This window comes from Anaerocolumna jejuensis DSM 15929, from assembly GCF_900142215.1.
Taxonomy (GTDB): Bacteria; Bacillota; Clostridia; order Lachnospirales; family Lachnospiraceae; genus Anaerocolumna; species Anaerocolumna jejuensis.
The window spans coordinates 456,558-476,649 of sequence record NZ_FRAC01000007.1 but is presented as its reverse complement, the minus strand read 5'-3'; the positions used below and the strand labels follow the sequence as shown (position 1 = coordinate 476,649).

Annotated in this window: 18 protein-coding genes; 4 read left to right on the top strand and 14 right to left on the bottom strand. The window is 42.2% G+C overall.

Annotation, left to right across the window (positions count from 1 at the left end; genetic code table 11):
• Positions 1–105: 105 nt before the first annotated feature.
• From BUB77_RS05605 to BUB77_RS05555, 11 genes are all read right to left on the bottom strand, one after another.
• A complete protein-coding gene (locus BUB77_RS05605) occupies positions 106–2,640 on the bottom strand; it encodes a ComEC/Rec2 family competence protein (RefSeq protein ID WP_073273706.1) in 2,535 nt (844 codons plus the stop codon).
• Positions 2,640–3,599: a GerMN domain-containing protein gene (locus BUB77_RS05600; protein ID WP_073273704.1), complete on the bottom strand. Its 960-nt coding sequence runs from the start codon at positions 3,597–3,599 to the stop codon at positions 2,640–2,642. The genes BUB77_RS05605 and BUB77_RS05600 overlap by 1 nt, the downstream gene beginning before the upstream one ends.
• 41 nt (positions 3,600–3,640) lie before the next feature.
• Complete coding sequence (locus tag BUB77_RS05595) at positions 3,641–3,907, bottom strand: hypothetical protein (RefSeq protein ID WP_073273702.1); 267 nt, start codon at positions 3,905–3,907, stop codon at positions 3,641–3,643.
• A 76-nt stretch (positions 3,908–3,983) separates the two neighbouring features.
• On the bottom strand, positions 3,984–5,441 hold the full coding sequence (locus BUB77_RS05590) for a HAMP domain-containing sensor histidine kinase (protein ID WP_073273700.1): 1,458 nt from the start codon (positions 5,439–5,441) through the stop codon (positions 3,984–3,986).
• Entirely contained in the window at positions 5,398–6,084 is a 687-nt protein-coding gene (locus BUB77_RS05585) for a response regulator transcription factor (protein WP_073273698.1), read from the bottom strand. The genes BUB77_RS05590 and BUB77_RS05585 overlap by 44 nt, the downstream gene beginning before the upstream one ends.
• 65 nt (positions 6,085–6,149) lie before the next feature.
• The gene (locus BUB77_RS05580; protein WP_170866590.1) at positions 6,150–6,875 is read right to left on the bottom strand and encodes a ComEA family DNA-binding protein; all 726 of its coding nucleotides are present in this window, start codon (positions 6,873–6,875) and stop codon (positions 6,150–6,152) included.
• A gap of 137 nt (positions 6,876–7,012) precedes the next feature.
• Positions 7,013–7,447: a DMT family transporter gene (locus BUB77_RS05575; protein WP_073273694.1), complete on the bottom strand. Its 435-nt coding sequence runs from the start codon at positions 7,445–7,447 to the stop codon at positions 7,013–7,015.
• A 59-nt stretch (positions 7,448–7,506) separates the two neighbouring features.
• The gene (locus tag BUB77_RS05570) at positions 7,507–8,685 is read right to left on the bottom strand and encodes an aspartate aminotransferase family protein (RefSeq protein ID WP_073273692.1); all 1,179 of its coding nucleotides are present in this window, start codon (positions 8,683–8,685) and stop codon (positions 7,507–7,509) included.
• A gap of 12 nt (positions 8,686–8,697) precedes the next feature.
• Positions 8,698–9,600 carry an acetylglutamate kinase gene (argB, locus tag BUB77_RS05565; protein WP_139241121.1) on the bottom strand — a complete coding sequence of 301 codons (903 nt, stop codon included), beginning with the start codon at positions 9,598–9,600 and terminating at the stop codon, positions 8,698–8,700.
• A gap of 60 nt (positions 9,601–9,660) precedes the next feature.
• The gene (gene argJ, locus BUB77_RS05560) at positions 9,661–10,881 is read right to left on the bottom strand and encodes a bifunctional glutamate N-acetyltransferase/amino-acid acetyltransferase ArgJ (RefSeq protein WP_073273689.1); all 1,221 of its coding nucleotides are present in this window, start codon (positions 10,879–10,881) and stop codon (positions 9,661–9,663) included.
• A gap of 98 nt (positions 10,882–10,979) precedes the next feature.
• Complete coding sequence (locus tag BUB77_RS05555) at positions 10,980–11,570, bottom strand: Maf family protein (RefSeq protein ID WP_073273687.1); 591 nt, start codon at positions 11,568–11,570, stop codon at positions 10,980–10,982.
• A 451-nt stretch (positions 11,571–12,021) separates the two neighbouring features.
• Here BUB77_RS05555 and BUB77_RS05550 point away from each other — a divergent pair, with 451 nt between their 5' ends.
• The 4 genes from BUB77_RS05550 (at position 12,022) to BUB77_RS05535 (ending at position 15,964) form a co-directional block, all read left to right on the top strand.
• The gene (locus BUB77_RS05550) at positions 12,022–13,227 is read left to right on the top strand and encodes an argininosuccinate synthase (RefSeq protein WP_170866589.1); all 1,206 of its coding nucleotides are present in this window, start codon (positions 12,022–12,024) and stop codon (positions 13,225–13,227) included.
• Between the two features lie 288 nt (positions 13,228–13,515).
• On the top strand, positions 13,516–13,857 hold the full coding sequence (locus tag BUB77_RS05545) for a putative heavy metal-binding protein (RefSeq protein ID WP_456297827.1): 342 nt from the start codon (positions 13,516–13,518) through the stop codon (positions 13,855–13,857).
• 370 nt (positions 13,858–14,227) lie between these two features.
• Complete coding sequence (locus BUB77_RS05540; RefSeq protein ID WP_073273683.1) at positions 14,228–15,133, top strand: GGDEF domain-containing response regulator; 906 nt, start codon at positions 14,228–14,230, stop codon at positions 15,131–15,133.
• Between the two features lie 24 nt (positions 15,134–15,157).
• On the top strand, positions 15,158–15,964 hold the full coding sequence (locus BUB77_RS05535) for a Cof-type HAD-IIB family hydrolase (protein ID WP_073273681.1): 807 nt from the start codon (positions 15,158–15,160) through the stop codon (positions 15,962–15,964).
• A 409-nt stretch (positions 15,965–16,373) separates the two neighbouring features.
• Here BUB77_RS05535 and BUB77_RS05530 read toward each other — a convergent pair whose 3' ends face one another.
• From BUB77_RS05530 to BUB77_RS05520, 3 genes are all read right to left on the bottom strand, one after another.
• Complete coding sequence (locus tag BUB77_RS05530) at positions 16,374–18,044, bottom strand: glycoside hydrolase family 13 protein (RefSeq protein ID WP_073273679.1); 1,671 nt, start codon at positions 18,042–18,044, stop codon at positions 16,374–16,376.
• 100 nt (positions 18,045–18,144) lie between these two features.
• Complete coding sequence (locus BUB77_RS05525; protein WP_408606382.1) at positions 18,145–18,987, bottom strand: carbohydrate ABC transporter permease; 843 nt, start codon at positions 18,985–18,987, stop codon at positions 18,145–18,147.
• A 14-nt stretch (positions 18,988–19,001) separates the two neighbouring features.
• Positions 19,002–20,042 carry a carbohydrate ABC transporter permease gene (locus BUB77_RS05520; RefSeq protein ID WP_073273675.1) on the bottom strand — a complete coding sequence of 347 codons (1,041 nt, stop codon included), beginning with the start codon at positions 20,040–20,042 and terminating at the stop codon, positions 19,002–19,004.
• Positions 20,043–20,092 lie beyond the last annotated feature (50 nt).

The window sequence follows — 20,092 nt, the reverse complement described above, 5'->3', positions numbered from 1 at the left end:
TGTTTAAAGCACCCTTTTTTAAACGTTCTGTTATATTATAGCATAACAGGCAAGTTACTAATAGTTTAAAATTTATTAAATTATGCAGCTATCTCTTCTCCGTTATTATCCTCCCTTGCTCCATTCATCTATACACATATTTTTTCCGTCCGTTATTACCGTTACAGCCCCGCTCTCCGGCGTCTGAAATATTCTGCAGCCGCTGTCCATCAGCCGTTTTAAGGTTTCCTTGTGGGGATGGCCGTAGGAATTATCTGCTCCGCATGAAATTATAGAATAGGCAGGCGCTGCGGCATGAAGGAATTCACTGCCGGAGGAGTATTTTGAACCATGATGTGCCACCTTAAGAATATCGTAATAAATAGGTATCCTCTTTTGCAGTTTTCCCTTCTCAATTTCCTTAGTAACCTCCCCTTCGCCCATACCTTCCAGATCTCCGGTAAGTAAGAGGTCGAATTCCAGGTAACGGAGGCTCAGCACAATGGAATGGCTGTTGGTATCTGAAGCTTCCCCGGAGGATTCGATTGCTCCTTTATCCGGCCAAAGACAGCTAAGATATACCCCTCCCCTCTCCAAGGAATCTCCTTTGCTCAGAACAGATACCCCAGCACTCCTCTTTTCTGCAGCCTGAATAAGGTTATGGTAAGCTTCTACCTTTAATGAAACACCAGGAAGTATCAGATGCTTTATCCTGATATCTCCCTTGTATTCAGGCTGCATGAATTCAAGGACACCGGAATAATGATCACTGTCCCCATGAGTAACGACAGCGTAGTCAATCCTCTTTATTCCTTTGTATTTTAAAAAGGGCTCCAGCCGGTATTTCCCTAATTCCTTTACATCAGAACTGCCGCCGTCCACCAGCATGGTGGTACCGTCTGGAAATCTCAAAAATATCCCGTCTCCCTGGCCTACATCCAGAAATACCACCTCCAAATGCTTCTCCTTTACCGGTACCAACAGGATAACGAAAGAAAGCAATAGCAGCAAGCTAAGCCTTCTTCCCTTCTTTTTGTTCCACTGCACAAAGAAAAAGAGCGCTGCATAAAAGATAAGAATCACCAATATCCCGGGCCTTCCCGTCAGGATACTTTTATAAGGGAGCTTAGAACCCAAACGGCATACTCCCTCATAAAATTCCAGAATATAGTTTACACTGCCCATTAAAAAAACACCAAGTGGCACACTGATACAGCCTGCAAGCACAGTTATAAAAGCAAGTATGGTCAGCAGAGAGGACAGGGGAATTATCAAAAGATTTACAAAGAGAGAATAGGCAGGCATTTCATAAAAGAACCACAAAAGAATTGGAAGAAGTATAACCTGGGCACTCAGGCTTGTAAGCAGCGTCTGCCATATTAAATTACCAGCCGCCTTTCGAAATGAAGGACCCGCCTTTTTATCCGGCATCTTCTGCCCATCCGGTTTCTTCTGCTCATCCGGTTTCTTCTGCTCATCCGGTTTCCTCTGCTTATCCGGTTTCTTCTGTCCATCCGGTTTCCTCTGCTCATCCGGTTTCCTCTGCCCATCCATCTCCTTTCCGGATAATGCATTTTGCAGTGCCGGATAAACCGTACCTATTCCTATAACAGCCCCAAAGGAAAGCAGGAAACCGGCACTGGTAACTTCAAGGGGGCTTTGTAACAATATGATAAGCGCACTGAAGGCTGTCCCGGAAAGAAGGTCATAGGTCCTTCCCACAAGAAGTGCCGCCATGTATACTCCCATCATGACTACCGCCCGGTTGGTGGATACACCAAAACCGGTTAGGATTCCGTAGGAATATAAGAACAGCAGGGTAAAAGCCGTGGATAAGAAGAGAGGAACGCGAAGGCGCCGGAATATCTTGTACAGTGTAAGTCCCAGAAGAGATATATGCAGCCCTGAAATGGCCAGAATATGGGATATGCCGTTTTCCCTGTAGAGCTCCTTTATATCAGCGTCCAGATTATTGGTATCACCTAACATCATGGCTGTAAGAATTCCTGCATTTTTTTCCGAAAGCAACATATAGTAGGTAGCCGTTAATTGTTTTCTTATTGTGAAAAGGGTCTGATGGTAAGAATTGATTTTAGAATTGAGAATTATAACAGACTCTGCATAGAATTTGTAATGATACTTTTTGGTTCGATAAAACAGATATTCGTTGAACTGGCCCGGATTAGAGGCTTTTGTGAACTTGATTACGCTGCCGGATACCTCCACCTTATTGCCGGCACGGTATTTTTCATTATCATCGATATAGACTAACAGCTTAAGGTCCTGATAGGTACCTCCGCCCTCTATTGAAAGCACCGATTCCTTTATGGTCAGCCTCGTGTATTTTTCTGTTTCTTCCACAAGACTTACTTCTCCTTGTGCCCGTGCCCTGTGCTTTTGTTCAAAGGCTTTGTCTGCCGCCGGGGTCAGAAGCTCTTTATTTATCTGTATATATCCCATAAGAAACAACAGGGGAAGAAGCAGAAGAAAGGAGTAATTCGTAAGCCTTTGCCGTCGCCGCTGCGGTAGCAGCAGCCAGACAAGTATTGCAAGGAGCATGCCTGCCCCGGCTGCCAGCACCGCCGGAAAATCTGCCTCATGAACAGCAAGCCCGGCAAGATATGCGGCAAGAATCCATATGAAAGGTCTTTTTATTCCCATTATTTATCCCCGCTCAGCAAGTCCAGATTTCTTTCAAAAAGGCCGTCAAAGGGAATGTCCTCCTGGAAGGTCTTTTTCTTGGAACCGTTAATGGTAAATTGCACCTTATTGATTGTTGATAGTTCATCCAGGGAATTTACAACAGAATACAGTACAACCTCAGGCTTGACCCCTGACACCTTATTCAGAAAATTTTCATTAAAATCCACATAACAGATTCCATCCTTGGTAGTAACTTTTAAAAGCTGTGTTCCGTCAGGGATGCATTTTTTCATGTTGGCTTCAATGGGTCCCTTTATCAATGCCTTAATGATGGATTTTTCGATAGGCTGCATATTCCCATCATAGGAAACCTTCAAATCACTGGCAACCAGTTTATTTCCCTTTTCATTGGCAAAGTAAACGGTAACAGTGACATCCTCTGCATTGCTGTCATCAATAAAATCATCTGCATTTTTAAAGCCTATTGGGTTGCCGTTAGGGCCGTTTAAGGGCTGTCCCTCCACATAAAAGGCAACATCATCTACTCCGTCAATCTGGCACAGGGTCTTAATGATACAGGCTCTTGCCAGCACCTCTGTTACTCCGGTAAGATTATTATAGGCCGAATTAAAATAAAGGCTGAGTCCGCTGTCACTTAATAGTGCTTTTTCCACATAAACCCCATCCGGAATGGCCCGCTTCAGGGTGATATCCTCCGGCTCCACCGATAAGGCTTCCAGGTATTCCCTGATAAGCCCTTCCTTGTTTTTCGCCTCTGGGGTATATTTTGCTTCCACTACCTTTGTCTCAGCCTGGTCCATGCAATAGACAAAGGGTCCCTTGGCACTATCAGCCGTATCCTTTTCATTTTTACTGCAGCCTCCTAGAAGAAGAATGCCAGGCAGCAGTAAAAGAAAGGTCAAAGACAATTTTTTCATTATTCTGTTTTTTAATAATTTATGAATTAACTCTTTCATTCTTGCTCCCATTGCCTACCGCAGACAGGTCTGCGATATGACTAAATAATGGAGTGTGAAAATGCTTTTCTTTCACACCTGCTCCCGTTGAACCACAGATATGTCTGCAGTAATGCCAGAAATAGTGGTGTGTGAAAATGCTTTCCTTTCACACCTGCTCCCGTAGAATACCACAGATATGTCTGCAGTAATGCCAGAAATAGTGGTGTGTGAAAATGCTTTTCTTTCACACCTGCTCCCGTTGAATACCACAGATATGTCTCCAGTAATGCCAGAAATATTGGTGTGCGTAAATGCTTATCTTTCACACTGGCTCTTGTTGTATATCTCTGTTATATCTGCGTCACTGCCAGAAATACTGCTATCCCATCAATATAATTCCGTCTATGCAATGTAATTCATAGGAATTCGTACGGTAAAGGTAGTTCCTTCATTTTCCTTACTGTATACCTTTATAGCACCCTTATGCATATGAACGGCATTCTTTGTAATAGCAAGACCAAGCCCTGTCCCTCCGGTACCTCTGGAACGTGCTTTATCCACTCTGTAAAACCTGTCGAAGATGGAGTCCTGGGCTTCCTCCGGTATCCCGATACCGGAATCGGACACTTTCACATAAAAATACTTATGGTCGGCATTTAAGGATACCCTTACCCATCCGTCCTCCACATTGTATTTAATGGCATTCTCTATCAGATTGGAAAAGGCCAGGGACAGCTTCACCTCATCGATTTCAGCAATTACAGGCCGGTAGCTTTCATAAATCAGCTCAATATTATTTTTCTTTGCAATGGGGCGAAGTCTTTTTAATACCAGCTCCAGCAGATCATTGATACTGACAGAGGTTATATTCATATCACTGGCCGCTTTATCAAGCTTTACCAGAGATAAAAGGTCGTTGATGATTTTATTTTCCCTCTCGATTTCATCTGCGATATCCACCAGGAATTCCCGGTACAATTCAGGTGCTACATTCTCCTGCATCAAAAGGGAGTCCGCCAAAACCTTTACGGAGGTTAAGGGTGTTTTTAACTCATGGGATACGTTGGATACAAATTCCTGCCTGGAATTCTCCAGATTCTTAATTCGTGTAAGCATCTGGTTCAGGGAAAGGGAAATCTGCTGTACCTCATAAAAGCCATCAATCTTTACCTCATCATCCATATACCCTTCCGTCAGGTGACCGATTGCCTTTTTTAAGTTCAAAAATGGCTTTGTAAATACACCGGAATAGAAAAAGGCATAAATGAATATGAGCATGATTGTTGTGACAAATAAAACCGTTGTTTTCCTGTAAAGTATCACATAAATATTCTGGATGTTCTTCGTAGAAAAGTTCATAAGAATAACACCCACAATTTCTTTGGAAGAGGTATGGGTGATAGGAACTGTCATTTCAATATTGTGGTCCCCACGGTAAGCACTGCTGCTGCTGCCGTTAAGACATTTGATGACATCCTCGGATATGATGACGTTTCCGTCCTCGATTCCATAGGTATCCTTAACAATATTAAGCTTGCTGTCTATTACAAGAATTCTTCCCTCATAAAGATCCGCAATTCTTAAAATCTCCGTGTTTACCTCATCACTGGAAGTGTCCGAAAGATATCCCGATGACACCAGAAGGTTGGCAAGAGAATTGCCCTGACTTTGCATATCAGCCTTTCTCTGGCTCATGGCAGTACTATCGTAGGTATTTAAGATTTCCCAGGAAAAAAACAAAAGAGGTATGACACCTATTATAAAAAGAGCAAGAAGAGCATGTACTCTCATGCTTTTAAAAAACCAGAATTTTTCTTTAATTTTGGAAATAATAGCCAACACCCCATTTTGTATGTACATATTTTGGCTCGCTGGGATTATCTTCAATCTTTTCACGAAGTCTTCTTATATGCACATCCACTGTTCTAACATCTCCGGGATAATCATATCCCCAAACGGTATTAAGTAAGTTTTCCCTGCTGTAGACTTTATTGGGATTGAATATTAATAGCTCCAGCAAATCAAACTCTTTTGCCGTTAAATTCACCTCTTTGCTGCTTACATAAACTCTTCTGCTTTCGCAGTCGATCTTTAAATCTCCGAATACAACGACCTTTGCCTGGACATCCGCATTTTGCTTGGTGCTGCGGCGCATAATAGCCTTGATTCTGGCCTTTACCTCCAGGATATTAAAGGGTTTCGTGATATAGTCATCTGCTCCGTATTCCAGACCAAGGATTTTATCCATATCATCTCCCTTGGCAGTAAGCATGATAATAGGCATATTGGAAAATTCCCTTATCTGCTGGCATACTTCAAAACCTGTCATTTTGGGAAGCATGACATCCAGTAACACCACATCATATTCTTTTTTCTTTGCGAACTCCAGCGCTTCCTCGCCGTCATAAGCACAATCCACTTCCATTCCGTCCTGCTCCAGGCTAAAGCGGATTCCCTTTACAATTAATTTTTCATCGTCTACAACAAGTACTTTTTTTCCCACTTTAATCACCTATTCCAATTCACAATTTCTAATTGACAAGCATAGTACCTCTCTGTACCTATGCCCTATTTACTGACTATCCTATCTTTTATTTTATTAAAAACAGCATCCTTGATTCCATCAATTTCTTTTAATTCTTCAATACTCTGGAACCCGCCATGGCTTGTGCGGTATTCTATAATGCTGCCTGCCTTCGCCTCTCCTATCCCCGGCAAAGTACACAGCTCTTCCTTTGTAGCAGAATTAATATTGATTTTATCCGTACTCCCTGCATCGTTTTGGGCTTGGCCCAGTCTGCCGGAGGCTTGGCTTAGCTTGCCCGAGGCATCCTTCGTAACTTCGGCTTCCCCCGCCTTTTCCCTCTTTACCTCTGCTTTCGTAGGAATGTATATTTGCTGCCCGTCTTCTATGGAAACTGCCTGATTAATATAATCTTCATCCGCTTCCTTCGTAAAACCGCCCGCAATACTTACCACCTCAAAAATCCGGGTTTTCTGAGAGACCTCATACACTCCGGGTTTTTTGACTGCACCGCAGATATGGACGAAATACTTTTCCTCCTTTTTGGCGGCGGTAACCTTATCTTCCTTTATATCGGTATCTTCTTTTATATCGGTATCTTTTGGTAAATCAGCAAGGGTATCTTCCTGCTTTGTTTCCTCTGCTGTAAGGGGAGTGCCTAAAGCGCTGTCAGGCTGTTCATTTCCACCCCTCTGACAGCTGTAGATAATTCCTGTCAGAACAAGAAAGACAGCTATAAGACCTGCTTTTAAATATTTAATCTTTTTCATGATAACACCTTTCTTCATTCAGAAAGGTCTCACAAAGTGTATCCTCAATACATTTGCATGTTATCATTCTACCTAATAAATTGTGGGATTACAATAGGTATTTTGAAAACTTTGTAACCTTAAGAAAATCGTAAAATTTACTCCCATTTAAAGGTCAGTATGCCTCCAATTACCAGTACCAGGCCTATCACCTTGCGCCATTCAAAATCTGCCTTTTCCGCTCCGAATATTCCAAGCAGCTCAATGAGGTAGGCTACGATAAGCTGGGAGGTGACAATCAGCATAATTGCCTTGGCAGGACCCAGGGTATCCACACTTTTAATGACCGTGTAAGTGATAAAGGCTCCGATAGCTCCTCCTAAAAGCATATACTTATTGTCAATTTTAAAAAGGCCTCCAAAGCTTCCATCCCTTCCTGTTATAAACCAGGCTATTATGCATACGATAAATGCCGTAAGCTGGACGAAGCTTGAGGAAACCCATATACTTGTCTGTTTTGTTACTCCTGTATTAAAAACCCCTTGAATACTCATGAGGGCTCCTGAAATAATTGCCATAATAAATCCCATAATTGTACTCCTTTTCCTGAACTTTCTTTTATAGTCTGTACAATTATGGGATCATTTACTCTTTAGGATATTACTTTTTTCAGAATTTCTATCATTTCGTCCACATGCTCCCTGGTAATGACAAGGGGCGGAACAAAGCGAAGCACATTGCTGCCTGCGGAAAACAGAATCAGGTTATTGTCCATGGCCTTCAGTATAATATCCTTTACCGGATATTCAAATTCCAGTCCCTGCAGTAACCCCTTCCCCCTTCTCTCCTTAATGGCATTATGGCTTTTTGCCAGCTCATCCAGCTGCAATTCAAGATAGGAGGATATTTCCTTTACATGGTTTAGAAGGTCAAGCTTCTCATACTGGTCAAATACAGCATTTACCGCTGCTGCCGTAAAGGGATTTCCGCCATAGGTCGTTCCGTGGTCTCCCGGCTCAAAGGCCATACAGACCTTTTCCACCGCACCAAAGGCTCCCACCGGAACGCCGCAGCCAAGGGCTTTGGCAGAGGTCAGGATATCAGGCTTAACGCCATATTCCTGCCAGACAAACATGCTTCCGCATCTTCCCATGCCGCACTGGATTTCATCGAATATGAGAAGAATATCCCTTTCCTCGCACAGCTTTTTCAGCTCCTTCAGATATTCTTCCCCAGCCGGATAAACTCCGCCTTCTGCCTGAACAGGCTCCAGCAATATGGCACAGGTCCTGTCATTTATTTTAGCCTTGATATCCTCAATGGAATTCAGGTCTGCAAACACAACTCCGCCGATTAACGGTTCAAAAGCCTCCCTGTAGGAGGGCTGACCGGTTACGGAAAGTGCTCCCATGCTTCTACCGTGAAATGAGCGGTTCATGGCTATGATCTGGCTGTCACCCCTTTGATGCTTCTTATAATAATACTTTCTGGCAAGCTTAATAGCACCTTCGATCGCTTCTGTTCCGCTGTTGGTAAAAAACACCCGGTCCATGCCGGAGGCTTTTGTAAATTTAGAGGCAGCTTTGACAGAAGGTACATTATAAAAGTAATTGGAGGTATGAATAAGCTTATCTAGCTGCGCTTTCAGTGCATCGTTGTATTCCCTGTTTCCATATCCCAGGGCAAACACAGCAATCCCCGCACCAAAGTCCAGATATTTCTTCCCGTTTGTATCATAGAGATATACTCCTTCGCCCCTGTCAAGAATAATCTGATATCTTGAATAGGTGTGCATTAACAGACTTTCCGCTTCCTTTATGTATTCTTCCATGGCTTTCCCTCCTTAACTTTCCTCCGGTGCTTTCTCATTGTCATACAGGATACTTTCATTATTAATAATAGCCGTTCCGATTCCCCTGTTTGTAAAGAACTCCAATAACAGACAATGCTCCATTCTTCCGTCCAGAATATGCACTCTGGAAACTCCTTCTTTGACAGCATCAATGCAGTTCTTAAGCTTTGGCAGCATACCTCCTCCGATAAAGCCCTTCTGCATCAGCTCATCTGCTTTTTCAAGGGTCAGTACCGATATAAGCGTACTCTTATCGGAAGGGTCCGTATAAACCCCTTCAATATCCGTAAGAAATGCCAGCTTCTCCGCTCCGATTGCCGTTGCCACCGCACAGGCGGCATCATCGGCATTGATATTATAGGCGTGGTACTCCTCATCCAGTCCGATAGGTGCTATGACCGGAATAAAATTATTATCAATCAGTGTATTAATTAAATCCGCCTTCACCTCCGTGATATTTCCCACAAAACCGATATCCTTCCCATTTACGTATTTTTTCTCTACCTTTATGGTGGAACCGTCCTTACCGCTTATCCCTACGGCTTTTACTCCCAGCTTTTCTAACATCTGTACAAGGTTCTTATTGACCTTGCCCAACACCATTTCCGCCACTTCCATGGTCTCTTCGTCCGTTACTCTCAAGCCTTCCACAAAGGTGGATTCATGTCCCAGCAGGCTCACCCATTTCGTGATTTCCTTTCCTCCTCCGTGGACAATAATCGGCTGCATACCAACGAGCTTTAGCAATGCCACATCCTTTATGACATTTAACTGAAGATTCTCATCCAGCATGGCACTGCCTCCATATTTTACGACAACCTTCTTATTATTGAATTTCTGTATATAAGGAAGCGCTTCGATCAAAGTCTGCGCTTTCATAAGTATCTGGTCCATGGGTTCCATCTAAATTCCTCCTGCGATATCATTGGGTTTTATTTCTGAAACAATATTCTCTTAAGAGCGATAATCTGCATTAATATACACATATTTATCCGTCAAGTCGCATCCCCAGGCTGTAGCCTGAAAGCTTCCGCTCTTGATGTCGGCGACTGCCTTCACTTCCTTTTGTTTCAGGATTTCCGTAGCCTTTTCTTCACTGTAATCTGTGGCCATTCCATTTTCTACAAGCTTAAGGGTGCCAGCACAGCTCTCTACATATAAATCTACCTTATCAGGATCAAATGCAACACCTGCATAACCCATCGCACAAAGAATTCTTCCCCAGTTAGCATCATTGCCGTATACGGCTGTCTTTACCAAATTGGAGGTAATAATGGATTTACTTAAAATAACTGCCTGTTCCTTGGTATCAGCTCCCACCACACTGCATTCAAACAGCTTGGTTGCGCCTTCACCGTCGGCAGCCATCATTTTGGCAAGCTCTGTCGTCACCTTGTGAAGTGCCTTCACAAAGCTATCATATGCCTCGCCTTTTTCTGTGATTTCTTCATTTCCGGCCATACCATTTGCCAGTATCAGGAGGGAATCATTGGTTGAGGTATCCCTGTCAACAGATATCATATTAAAGCTGTCCTTCACATCCTCCCTGATTGCCGTAAGCAGCAATTCCCTGCTGATGGCAAGGTCCGTCGTAATAACTCCAAGCATGGTAGCCATATTGGGATGTATCATACCGGAGCCCTTTGACATTCCTCCTATGGTTACAGCCTTTCCTCCTATTTCAAAGGAAACCGCATACTGTTTTGAACAGGTATCTGTGGTCATAATTGCTTCCGCAGCCAGACCAGCATGCTCCGCATCTTCCCCCAGTTCCTTCTTCAACAGCTTGCAGCCCTCTGCGATAATCTCAATAGGAAGCTGGTTTCCAATAACGCCTGTGGAAGCTGTCAGCACTTCTTCTTTCTTAAGGCCTAATTCCTCTGCCATAAAGGCAGCCATCTTTTCGTTATTTTCCACTCCCAATGCACCGGTACAGGCATTGGCTACCCCGCTGTTTAACACCACAGCCTGAGCCGCACCATATTCCTGTACAATCTTCATGTCCCATACAACAGGCGCAGCTTTTACCAGATTGGTGGTAAAGGTACCGGCAGCCTTTGCGGGAACAACGCTGTAAACCAGTGCCATATCCTTTTTCTTCTTCTTAATTCCTGCATAAATACCTGCTGCCTTATATCCTTTTGGGGCCGTGACCCCGCCGCTAATAATTTCCATGTGTATACCTCCTATGCTTTGTTACCGCATCATCCGTTTTTCTATCTTAACTGATTTATAATTATACACATTAATAAATTATTATGCAATACCCAACTTTATTTTTTTAAAATATCAATTCCTTCTTTTAAAAGCTCATGATATATTCTGGCTATGGGCAGCCCGACAATATTATTATACTCTCCTTCAATCCCACTGATATGCACGGCAAATTTTCCCTGGATGGCATAGGCTCCTGCCTTGTCAAAGGGTTCACCGGATGAAATATAGGCCTCTATCTGCTCCTTCGATAAGGTTTCCACCTCCACACGGCTCATTTGATGGAATACCAGTTCTTTCTCTGCTTTTCTCTTTTCTCTTATTATAATGGCAACGCCTGTATATACCTCGTGCTTCCTGCCGGAAAGGCTGCTAAGCATATGGTAAGCATCCTCTCTTCCCTTCGGCTTTCCAAGGGGACTGCCATCCAAAAACACCAGCGTATCCGCACTTATTATAAGAAACTCTCCTTCTTCCTTCTTCTTTATCTCCTCTGCTTTTAGGCGTGCCAGGTCCTCCACCATTTCAGGCGGATTTGTCTTATCCGTTATTTCCTCTGCATTGCTTGCCTTTATTACAAAGTCCACACCTGCCTGCTCCAAAATCTCTTTTCTTCTCGGCGAACCGGACGCCAATATAATTTTATACATACTTATCCTCCATACTATCGCAAGCTTACTTGCGATACTGCTTATTATGTGTTTAAAAATGCAGCGCATTTATAGAACTAATTCCATGTATATCGCAAGCTTCTTTGCAATACTGCTTACAGTGAATTTAAAAATGCAACTCATTTATAAAGCTAATCCAATGATATCACAAGCTTCTTTGCGATACTGCTTAAATAGTAAGTATTAAAAATACAATGTATTTTTAATACTTTTCTTCCTGACTTGACCTTTTCTTTTCATTTTCCAAATTATATCATTTCTTCAAATGGTTGTCCATATAAGGAAACAAGGGTCCATGCTGATATTATAAATATGCTCTCTTCCCTGTTTTACTGCTCTAATTTTATTATTTGAAAATTAAGTATTGCATAAATTAACAATTTGATGTATATTTATAATAATTTAAAACGAAAAACAAGGAGGATTTATCATGAAAGAGAAAGTAATACTTGCTTATTCCGGAGGTCTTGATACCACTGTGATTATACCCTGGTTAAAGGAAAACTATGATTATGATGTTGTATGTGTATGTATTAATGTAGGGCAGGGCAACGAATTGGACGGCCTTGAGGATAGAGCCAAGGCTTCCGGAGCCGTTAAGCTTTATATTGAAGATGTGGTAGATGAATTTGTAGATGATTACGTTGTACCCTGTGTGAAGGCAGGTGCGGTTTATGAAAATAAATATTTACTCGGTACTTCCATGGCAAGACCTGTTATTGCAAAGCGCCTTGTGGAAATTGCAAGACTGGAAAATGCTACTGCCATCTGCCACGGTGCAACCGGCAAAGGCAATGACCAGGTGCGCTTTGAGCTTGGTATCAAGGCTCTTGCACCTGATTTAAAGATTATAGCTCCCTGGCGGATCTGGGATATCTCTTCCCGTGAAGAAGAAATTGAATACTGCAAAGACCACGGCATTCACCTTCCTTTTTCCGCCGATAACAGCTACAGCCGTGACAGAAACCTCTGGCACATCAGCCATGAAGGCCTGGAGCTTGAAGACCCTGCCAACGCTCCTGACTACGACCACCTGCTGGTTCTTGGTGTTTCTCCCGAAAAAGCTCCTGATGAAGGAGAAACCTTAACCCTTTCCTTTGAAAAAGGTATCCCCACCACTTTAAATGGCCAGTCCATGAAGGTTTCCGAAATCATTGAGAAACTGAATGCACTGGGCGGCCAGCATGGTGTCGGTATTGTGGATATCGTAGAAAACAGAGTAGTTGGAATGAAATCCCGCGGTGTATATGAGACCCCTGGCGGAACAATTCTTATGGAAGCACATACCGCCCTGGAAGAACTGATACTGGACCGTGATACCCTTGCCTATAAAAAGGGCATTGGGGATAAATTCGCTGATGTTGTATATGAAGGCAAATGGTTTACTCCCTTAAGGGAAGCCCTTCAGGCTTTCGTAGACTCCACCCAGGAATACGTAACCGGTGACGTTAAGCTGAAATTATATAAGGGTAATATTATCAAGCAGGGTACAACTTCTCCCTATTCTTTATATAATGAAAGTATAGCTTCCTTTACAACCGGTGAGCTCTATAACCATAAGGATGCGGAAGGCTTCATCAACCTCTTCGGCCTCTCCTTAAAGGTTCGCGCCATGAAGCAGGGCGGCCTGAAATAATTTACACTAGAATTAATTTTTAATAAAAGGTTAATACTCCTCTCACAGATGCTTAAGATTTATACGGTATGATTTGAAATTGTAAAGCTTATGTTCTACTTTTATTATTATAAAGCAGATATCATACGATAAGAGTGAAAGAAAAGCGTTTTCACATTCCATTATTTATGCAGTACCGCAGACAAGTCTGCGGTATGCAATGGGAGCAGGTGTGAAAGAAAAGCGTTTTCACACTCCATTATTTATGCAATACCGCAGACAAGTCTGCGGTATGCAATGGGAGCATGTATGATAAGAATGGAGGAAATTATGATTATTACAACTACAAATACCATTGAGGGAAGAGCTATTGCAGAGTATAAGGGCATTGTTTTTGGCGAAGTCATATCCGGTGTTAACTTCATAAAGGATTTTACTGCCGGATTATCCAATTTCTTTGGAGGCCGCTCAGCCACTTATGAGGAGGAATTAATCCAGGCAAGGCAGAATGCAATAAGAGAGATGGAGGAGCGCGCCAGAAGCATGGGTGCCGATGCTGTAGTTGCCGTTGATGTGGATTATGAGGTTTTGGGCTCCGATAACGGTATGCTTATGGTTACTGTTTCCGGTACGGCAGTTACTTTAAAGTAACGTCGATTATTTAGCTGTAATGGCAGTTACTTTGCAATAGCTGTAGTTTCTTTGCAATAATTGCGGTCACTCCGAAATAACTGCAGTTGCTCTGCAATAACTATGTTACGCCGTAATAACTATGGTTACTCAGCAACAACTGCAGTGAAGTTAAGTAAATTTTCGTAACACGCACGAAATTTGCCGTTTTTTCGCTTACTGATGCCCAGCATAAATCCTTATATTATGCTATAATCCGCTAAAACCGCGGATACCTCAACAATTTTTTTAATTTATGTTGGATTAAGTTGAAATTTTCTCCAAAATGCTATAATATAAAATTAGTTACTGGTTTCAGTATTGCAATTTTAATTATGCAAGGAGATTTATTATGGAAAAAGACACCGTCTTGGTAGTTGATGACAGTGAGATTATATGCACCATCATAAAGGATATATTAGTATCCTCATCATTGCACATAGCTATTGCCCACTCAGGGGAGGAAAGTATTTCTATTGCCAAAACTATTCACCCTACCCTGATATTATTAGATATCATGATGACTGGGATAGATGGATATGAAACCTGTAAAATCTTAAAAGGCTTTCCCGAAACCAAAGATATACCTATTATATTTATAACCGGTAATAACGACTCGGAATCCGTTCTGCGCGGTTTCGAGGTAGGGGCTGCCGATTATGTATCCAAGCCCTTTATTCCGGAAGAGCTTAAAGCCCGTGTCAAGGTACATATGCAAAATGTCAGGAATCAGCGCGAACTTCAGGTTCTTATGAATGAGCTAAAGGAGATGGCAATTACCGATTATCTCACAAAATTATATAACAGGCGCTATTTTATGGAGAAGCTCCATGAATATGTAGAATCCGACTATACAGAATTTACCCTGATATTGTTTGATGTAGATAACTTTAAAAATATAAATGATACTTATGGCCATAATGCCGGAGATATTGTCTTGGTTAGTATATCCAATATTTTCAGGCTTATTTTGAAAGAAGAAGACACTGTAAGCCGTTGGGGAGGAGAAGAATTTCTGGTATTCCTGCCAAACGCCGATATTGATTCTGCCCTGAAAATTGCGGATAAGTTGCGCAAAGAGGTTGAAAAATACACCTTTACCTTTGAAAACAAAGATTTTCATTGCAGCATAACAGGTGGTGTGGTCAGATACGATTCCGCCCTCTCTGTGGAAAAGAACATTACCTGCGCGGATCAGGCCCTCTATCAGGGCAAATCCCTTGGGAAAAATATTTGTATATGCTACTCGGATGTATAGACGTTAAGCAGGAAAGGACATAATATGGCATATGAGATACTTGTACTGGACATAGACGGAACACTGACCAACTCCCAAAAACAGATATCGGATAAAACCTACCGCTCCATCATGGCAATTCAGGAAAGGGGCCACAAGGTAGTATTGGCATCTGGACGACCTACCCCTGGCATCCTGCCCCTGGCTGAGAAATTAAAGCTCTCTGAATATGACGGTTATATCCTTTCCTTTAACGGAGCTAAGGTAATGAACTGCAGAAACGGGAAAATCATCTTTCAGCAGGTTTTAAACCGTGATTACATACCACTCCTTCATACTACCGCTGTTGAAAATAAGGTTGGCCTGTTATCCTATGAGGGAGACTGCGTTATCACCGATTCCGAAATTGATCAATATATTGAAATAGAATCCCGAATTAATGGGATTCCGGTAAAACAGGTGGATGATTTTGTATCCTATATTCAATTTGATATTAATAAATGCCTTATGACCGGAGAGCCTGATATTTTAAAAAGAATAGAACCAGAACTGAAGGCGAAGCTTAAGGGTGAGCTTAATATCTACCGCTCCGAACCCTACTTCATAGAAATAATGCCTAGAAATATCGATAAAGCCTATTCTCTTGGTAAGCTTCTGGACTATCTGAATTTATCAAAGGAACAGATGATTAGCTGCGGTGACGGCTTTAATGATATCTCCATGATTGAATATGCCGGCATGGGTGTGGCTATGGCAAATGCCCAGGAGGTCGTAAAAAGCAAAGCAGATTACATCACTCTTTCCAATGATGAGGACGGAGTTGCTCATGTAATCGAAGCCTTTATGCTTTGATTTTATGCTTTTAACTTTATGTTATAACTATTATGCTTTAACTATTTACTTTAACAAATTACTTTAACTTAATGGTTTGACTAAAATATAAGTTTTCCGAAAGCCCTCATCGCAGATGCTCTTTTATATACTATGATTCGCCCGGTATATGACTTGTTTCTATCTGTATACAGGCAGTTTGTACAAAATAGAAAGCTTCCTGCGCCTATGGAAATGTATTAGAAGTCCTTTTCTCTGAAGCTTTTGTGCTATATCATCACACAGATTGTTTGAGCTAGCGAGTTATCTGTTTGATGATATGTCCAGCACAAAAGCTTCAGAGAATTAGGACTTCTTATACATTGCAATCGAAGCAGGAAGCTTTCTATTTTGTACAAACTGCCGTCCCCTTGCGAAAAAACCGCCCTTTTTATTTCACCTCCATAACCACCACCTGATACCCCTGAAAGGTTACTGTGCTCCGCTCCATTCTGATATCCTCATCGTTATGAAGCAGTACTTTCTTACAGGTAACCGGTAAAGTAAGAGTAACTGCTTCCTTCTGGAAGTTCGCAGCTACCAGAATATTCTTATCCTGCCCCTTCCGAAGGTATGCCATAAAATTCTTAACCTCAGGCAATACAGGCTCAAACTCGCCGTATACAAAGGTTTCCTTATACTCTTCCGATTTTCTCAGAGCTATTAATTCCTTATAAAAGTAATATACTGAAGTTTTTCTTTTAATCTGTTCGGCAGCATTAATAACCGGATAATTGGGATTTAAGGCAAGCCATGGTTTACCTTTGGTAAAGCCTGCATTGTCCTCGTCGCTCCATTGAAAAGGAGTTCTGGCATTGTCACGGCTGTATTTACTTACGATCCTAAGAGCCTCTTCCTCTGAATACCCGGCATCCAAAGCGACCTGATATTCATCCCTGGTGGAAATATCATCCACCTCTTCCATGGAATGAAACACGGTATTCTCCATACCCAGTTCCTGTCCCTGGTAGATAAAGGGGATTCCCTTCTGAAGGAAGTATACTGCTGCCAGAAGCTTCTTACTTTTCTCCGATAAATCCTCTTTTGGTATAAATTCATTTACTCCTCTGGGTTCGTCGTGATTCTCTATAATATTTGACATAAATCCAATCTTGTCTGCTTTTAACTGGCTCTTAAAGCATACCTCTTTATATACTTCTCTTTCAGCCTCTTTGCAGTCATACCATCCATTGTCACTCTTTCCGATAAGTGCGGGGCCAAATTCAAAAATACTGGAGAAATACCCGTCTTCCCCAAAGAATAAGGGCAGCTCTTCCACTCTGGCATCAAATACCTCTCCCACAGTAAAGGCATCATACTTTTCAAAGGTTTCCCTCTTCATTTCCGATAAGAATTCTCCTACACCCTCTGCTTCCTTCAGCATGGTCCTAATACTTACCATGCCATCCTCCCTGTCCGGTTCATAATCCTTAAAGGGAAGCACTTTCTTAATGTTGATAATAGCATCTATACGGAATCCGCCGAGGCCCTTGTCCAGCCACCAGTTTATCATCTTATAGATTTCCTGCCTGACTTCTTCATTCTCCCAGTTTAAATCCGGCTGCTTCTTATGGAATGCATGAAAGTAATATTTATTGGTTCCGGGTATCCGCTCCCAGGCACTGCCTCCAAAATAGGAGCGCCAGTTACAGGGAGGCTCTTCTCCTTTTCCTTCCTCGATATAAAAATACTTTCCATATCTGCCTTCCGGCTCTTCCATCGCCTTCTTAAACCATATATGTTCATCAGAGCAGTGATTGACCACCAGGTCCATCAGAATACAGATATTCTTTTCCCTGGCTTTGGCAATTAATTCTTCCATATCCGCCATGGTGCCGAATTTGGGGTCTATATTATAATAATCGGAAATATCATAGCCCTGGTCCGCCAGCGGAGAACAAAAAATCGGCGAAAGCCATACTATGTCCACTCCAAGTTCCTGTAAATAATCCAGTTTGTTTATTATTCCCCGTAAATCTCCTATTCCGTCACCGTCTGAATCAGCGAAGCTCTTTGGATATATCTGATAGGCAAACTTATCCTGCCACCACTTCTTTTGCATCTTACTACCCAAGCCCTTTCCGGTACCTGCAAATTACTGACTGCAGGTACAAATTTCCATGAAAAATCTGCTTCTATTACTCCTAAGCTTGAAATACGTATTACTTAATTGCACCCTCGACCATTCCCTGAATAATCTGTCTCTGAGCAAATACAAACAGAATAATAATCGGAATCATTGCCAAAAGTGCTGCTGTCAGTATCAAATCCCATTGCTTTACATAAGAGCCCACAAAGCTGCTTACCGCAATGGGCAGCGTCTTAATTCTTCCGTTCAGCCCAAGCATGAGGGAAGGGAGCAGGTAATCGTTCCATATCCAGATACCGTTAAGAATCAGAACGGTCATCTGTACCGGTTTAAGCAGGGGAAAAATGATTCTGAAAAAGGTACCTTCCGGGCTGCAGCCGTCAATCCAGGCAGCCTCCTCTAATTCATAAGGAATTCCCTTGATAAAACCATGCAGAATAAAAATAGACATGGAACCGCCAAAGCCTAAATAGGCAAATATAATCCCCGTGTAACTGTTAAGGAACTGTATTCCGGTAAAGACGGATAAGCTTCTGAAGGTAGACAGAAGAGGAAGCATGACCACCTGAAAGGGAATAACCATGGCAGCTACAAAGAGCATAAATATAAAGTTGGACCAATTCTTTTTGTTTCTCACCAGGACCCATGCCGCCATTCCGGCAAACAAAGACAGCAGCACCAGGGACACTACGGTAATGATCAAAGAGCTGGAGAAGGACTTCCAATAGCTGAAATTCTGGTTATGTATAACATTGCTAAGGTTCTTGAACAATTGGCCTATGTGAGTCGGAGGCATGATTGGACTGATTACAATATCAGCACTTTTCTTAGAGGAATTAAACAGCACCAGAACAAATGGGAGCAGTACCACGATGGACAGCAGGATTCCCATGATTTCCGCAAGCAGCAGATTCATTCTTTGCTTTTTCATCACAATTCAACCTCCTTCCTCTTATTTATGGAAACCTGGGTAAGAGATACCACCGCCAGTATAATAAAGAATACAACGGCTTTCGTCTGCCCCAAGGCATATTCATTTTTCGCAATTGCTGTTTTATAGATATTAAGTGCCATGAATTCCGTTGACAGTACGGCTTTATCCTGCAGAATTCTGCTGGGTGCGCCATTGGTTATGGCAAAATTCAAGTCAAACTGTTTAAAGGAATTTACCAGCGTCAGGAAAAGACATACCGTAAAGGTGTTGGCAATCATGGGTATTTTTATTCTTCGAAGGGTTACCCACCAATTTGCCCCATCTACATTGGATGCCTCCATAATATCCCTTGGCACTCCCTGCAGCCCGGTTACATAAATCATCATGATATAACCGGCATACTGCCAGGTACTTACAATCAAAATGGCCAGCAGGGCCATATTGGGATCCGTTAACATGGACTGGCTGTCAGCAATGACAGATGTAAATACCTTATTAAAGATAAACTGCCAGACATAGCCCAGTACAATTCCGCCAATTAGGTTTGGCAGAAAGAAGGAAGCACGGTAGAAATTTCTGCCCCTTACCTTTGATGTACAAAGAAGCGCCAGTGCAAAGGCTGCAATATTTACTGTTATCATATTTAATATGGTATAAAGGAAGGTTATCAGAAAAGAATAGATGTAATCTCCTGACCGAAACATGGTAATGTAATTCTCTATCCCCGTAAACTTTGTAAATTTAATACCATTCCAGTCCGTCATAGAGAGGAAAATACCCTGTATGAACGGGTTTAAAACGGTGAAGAAAAATGTCAGCAGAACCGGGAGCAAAAACAGGACATTTACAATAGAACGGTGTTTTTTAGAAGGCAGTATAAAAAGTCCCGCTACTGCCAGTACTAGTCCTGCCGCAAGCAATATCCCCCTGTAGCTGCTTTCACTGCCCGTAAAATCCAGGTACAGAGCAAATGCCATTGCACCCAGTCCAAGTATCATTTCTATCAGGGAGAAAGTTCTTTTTAGCTGTGTATTCACTATAGTCCTCCTATCACATAGCAGCCTTGCCTGAGATTATCCCATAAAGG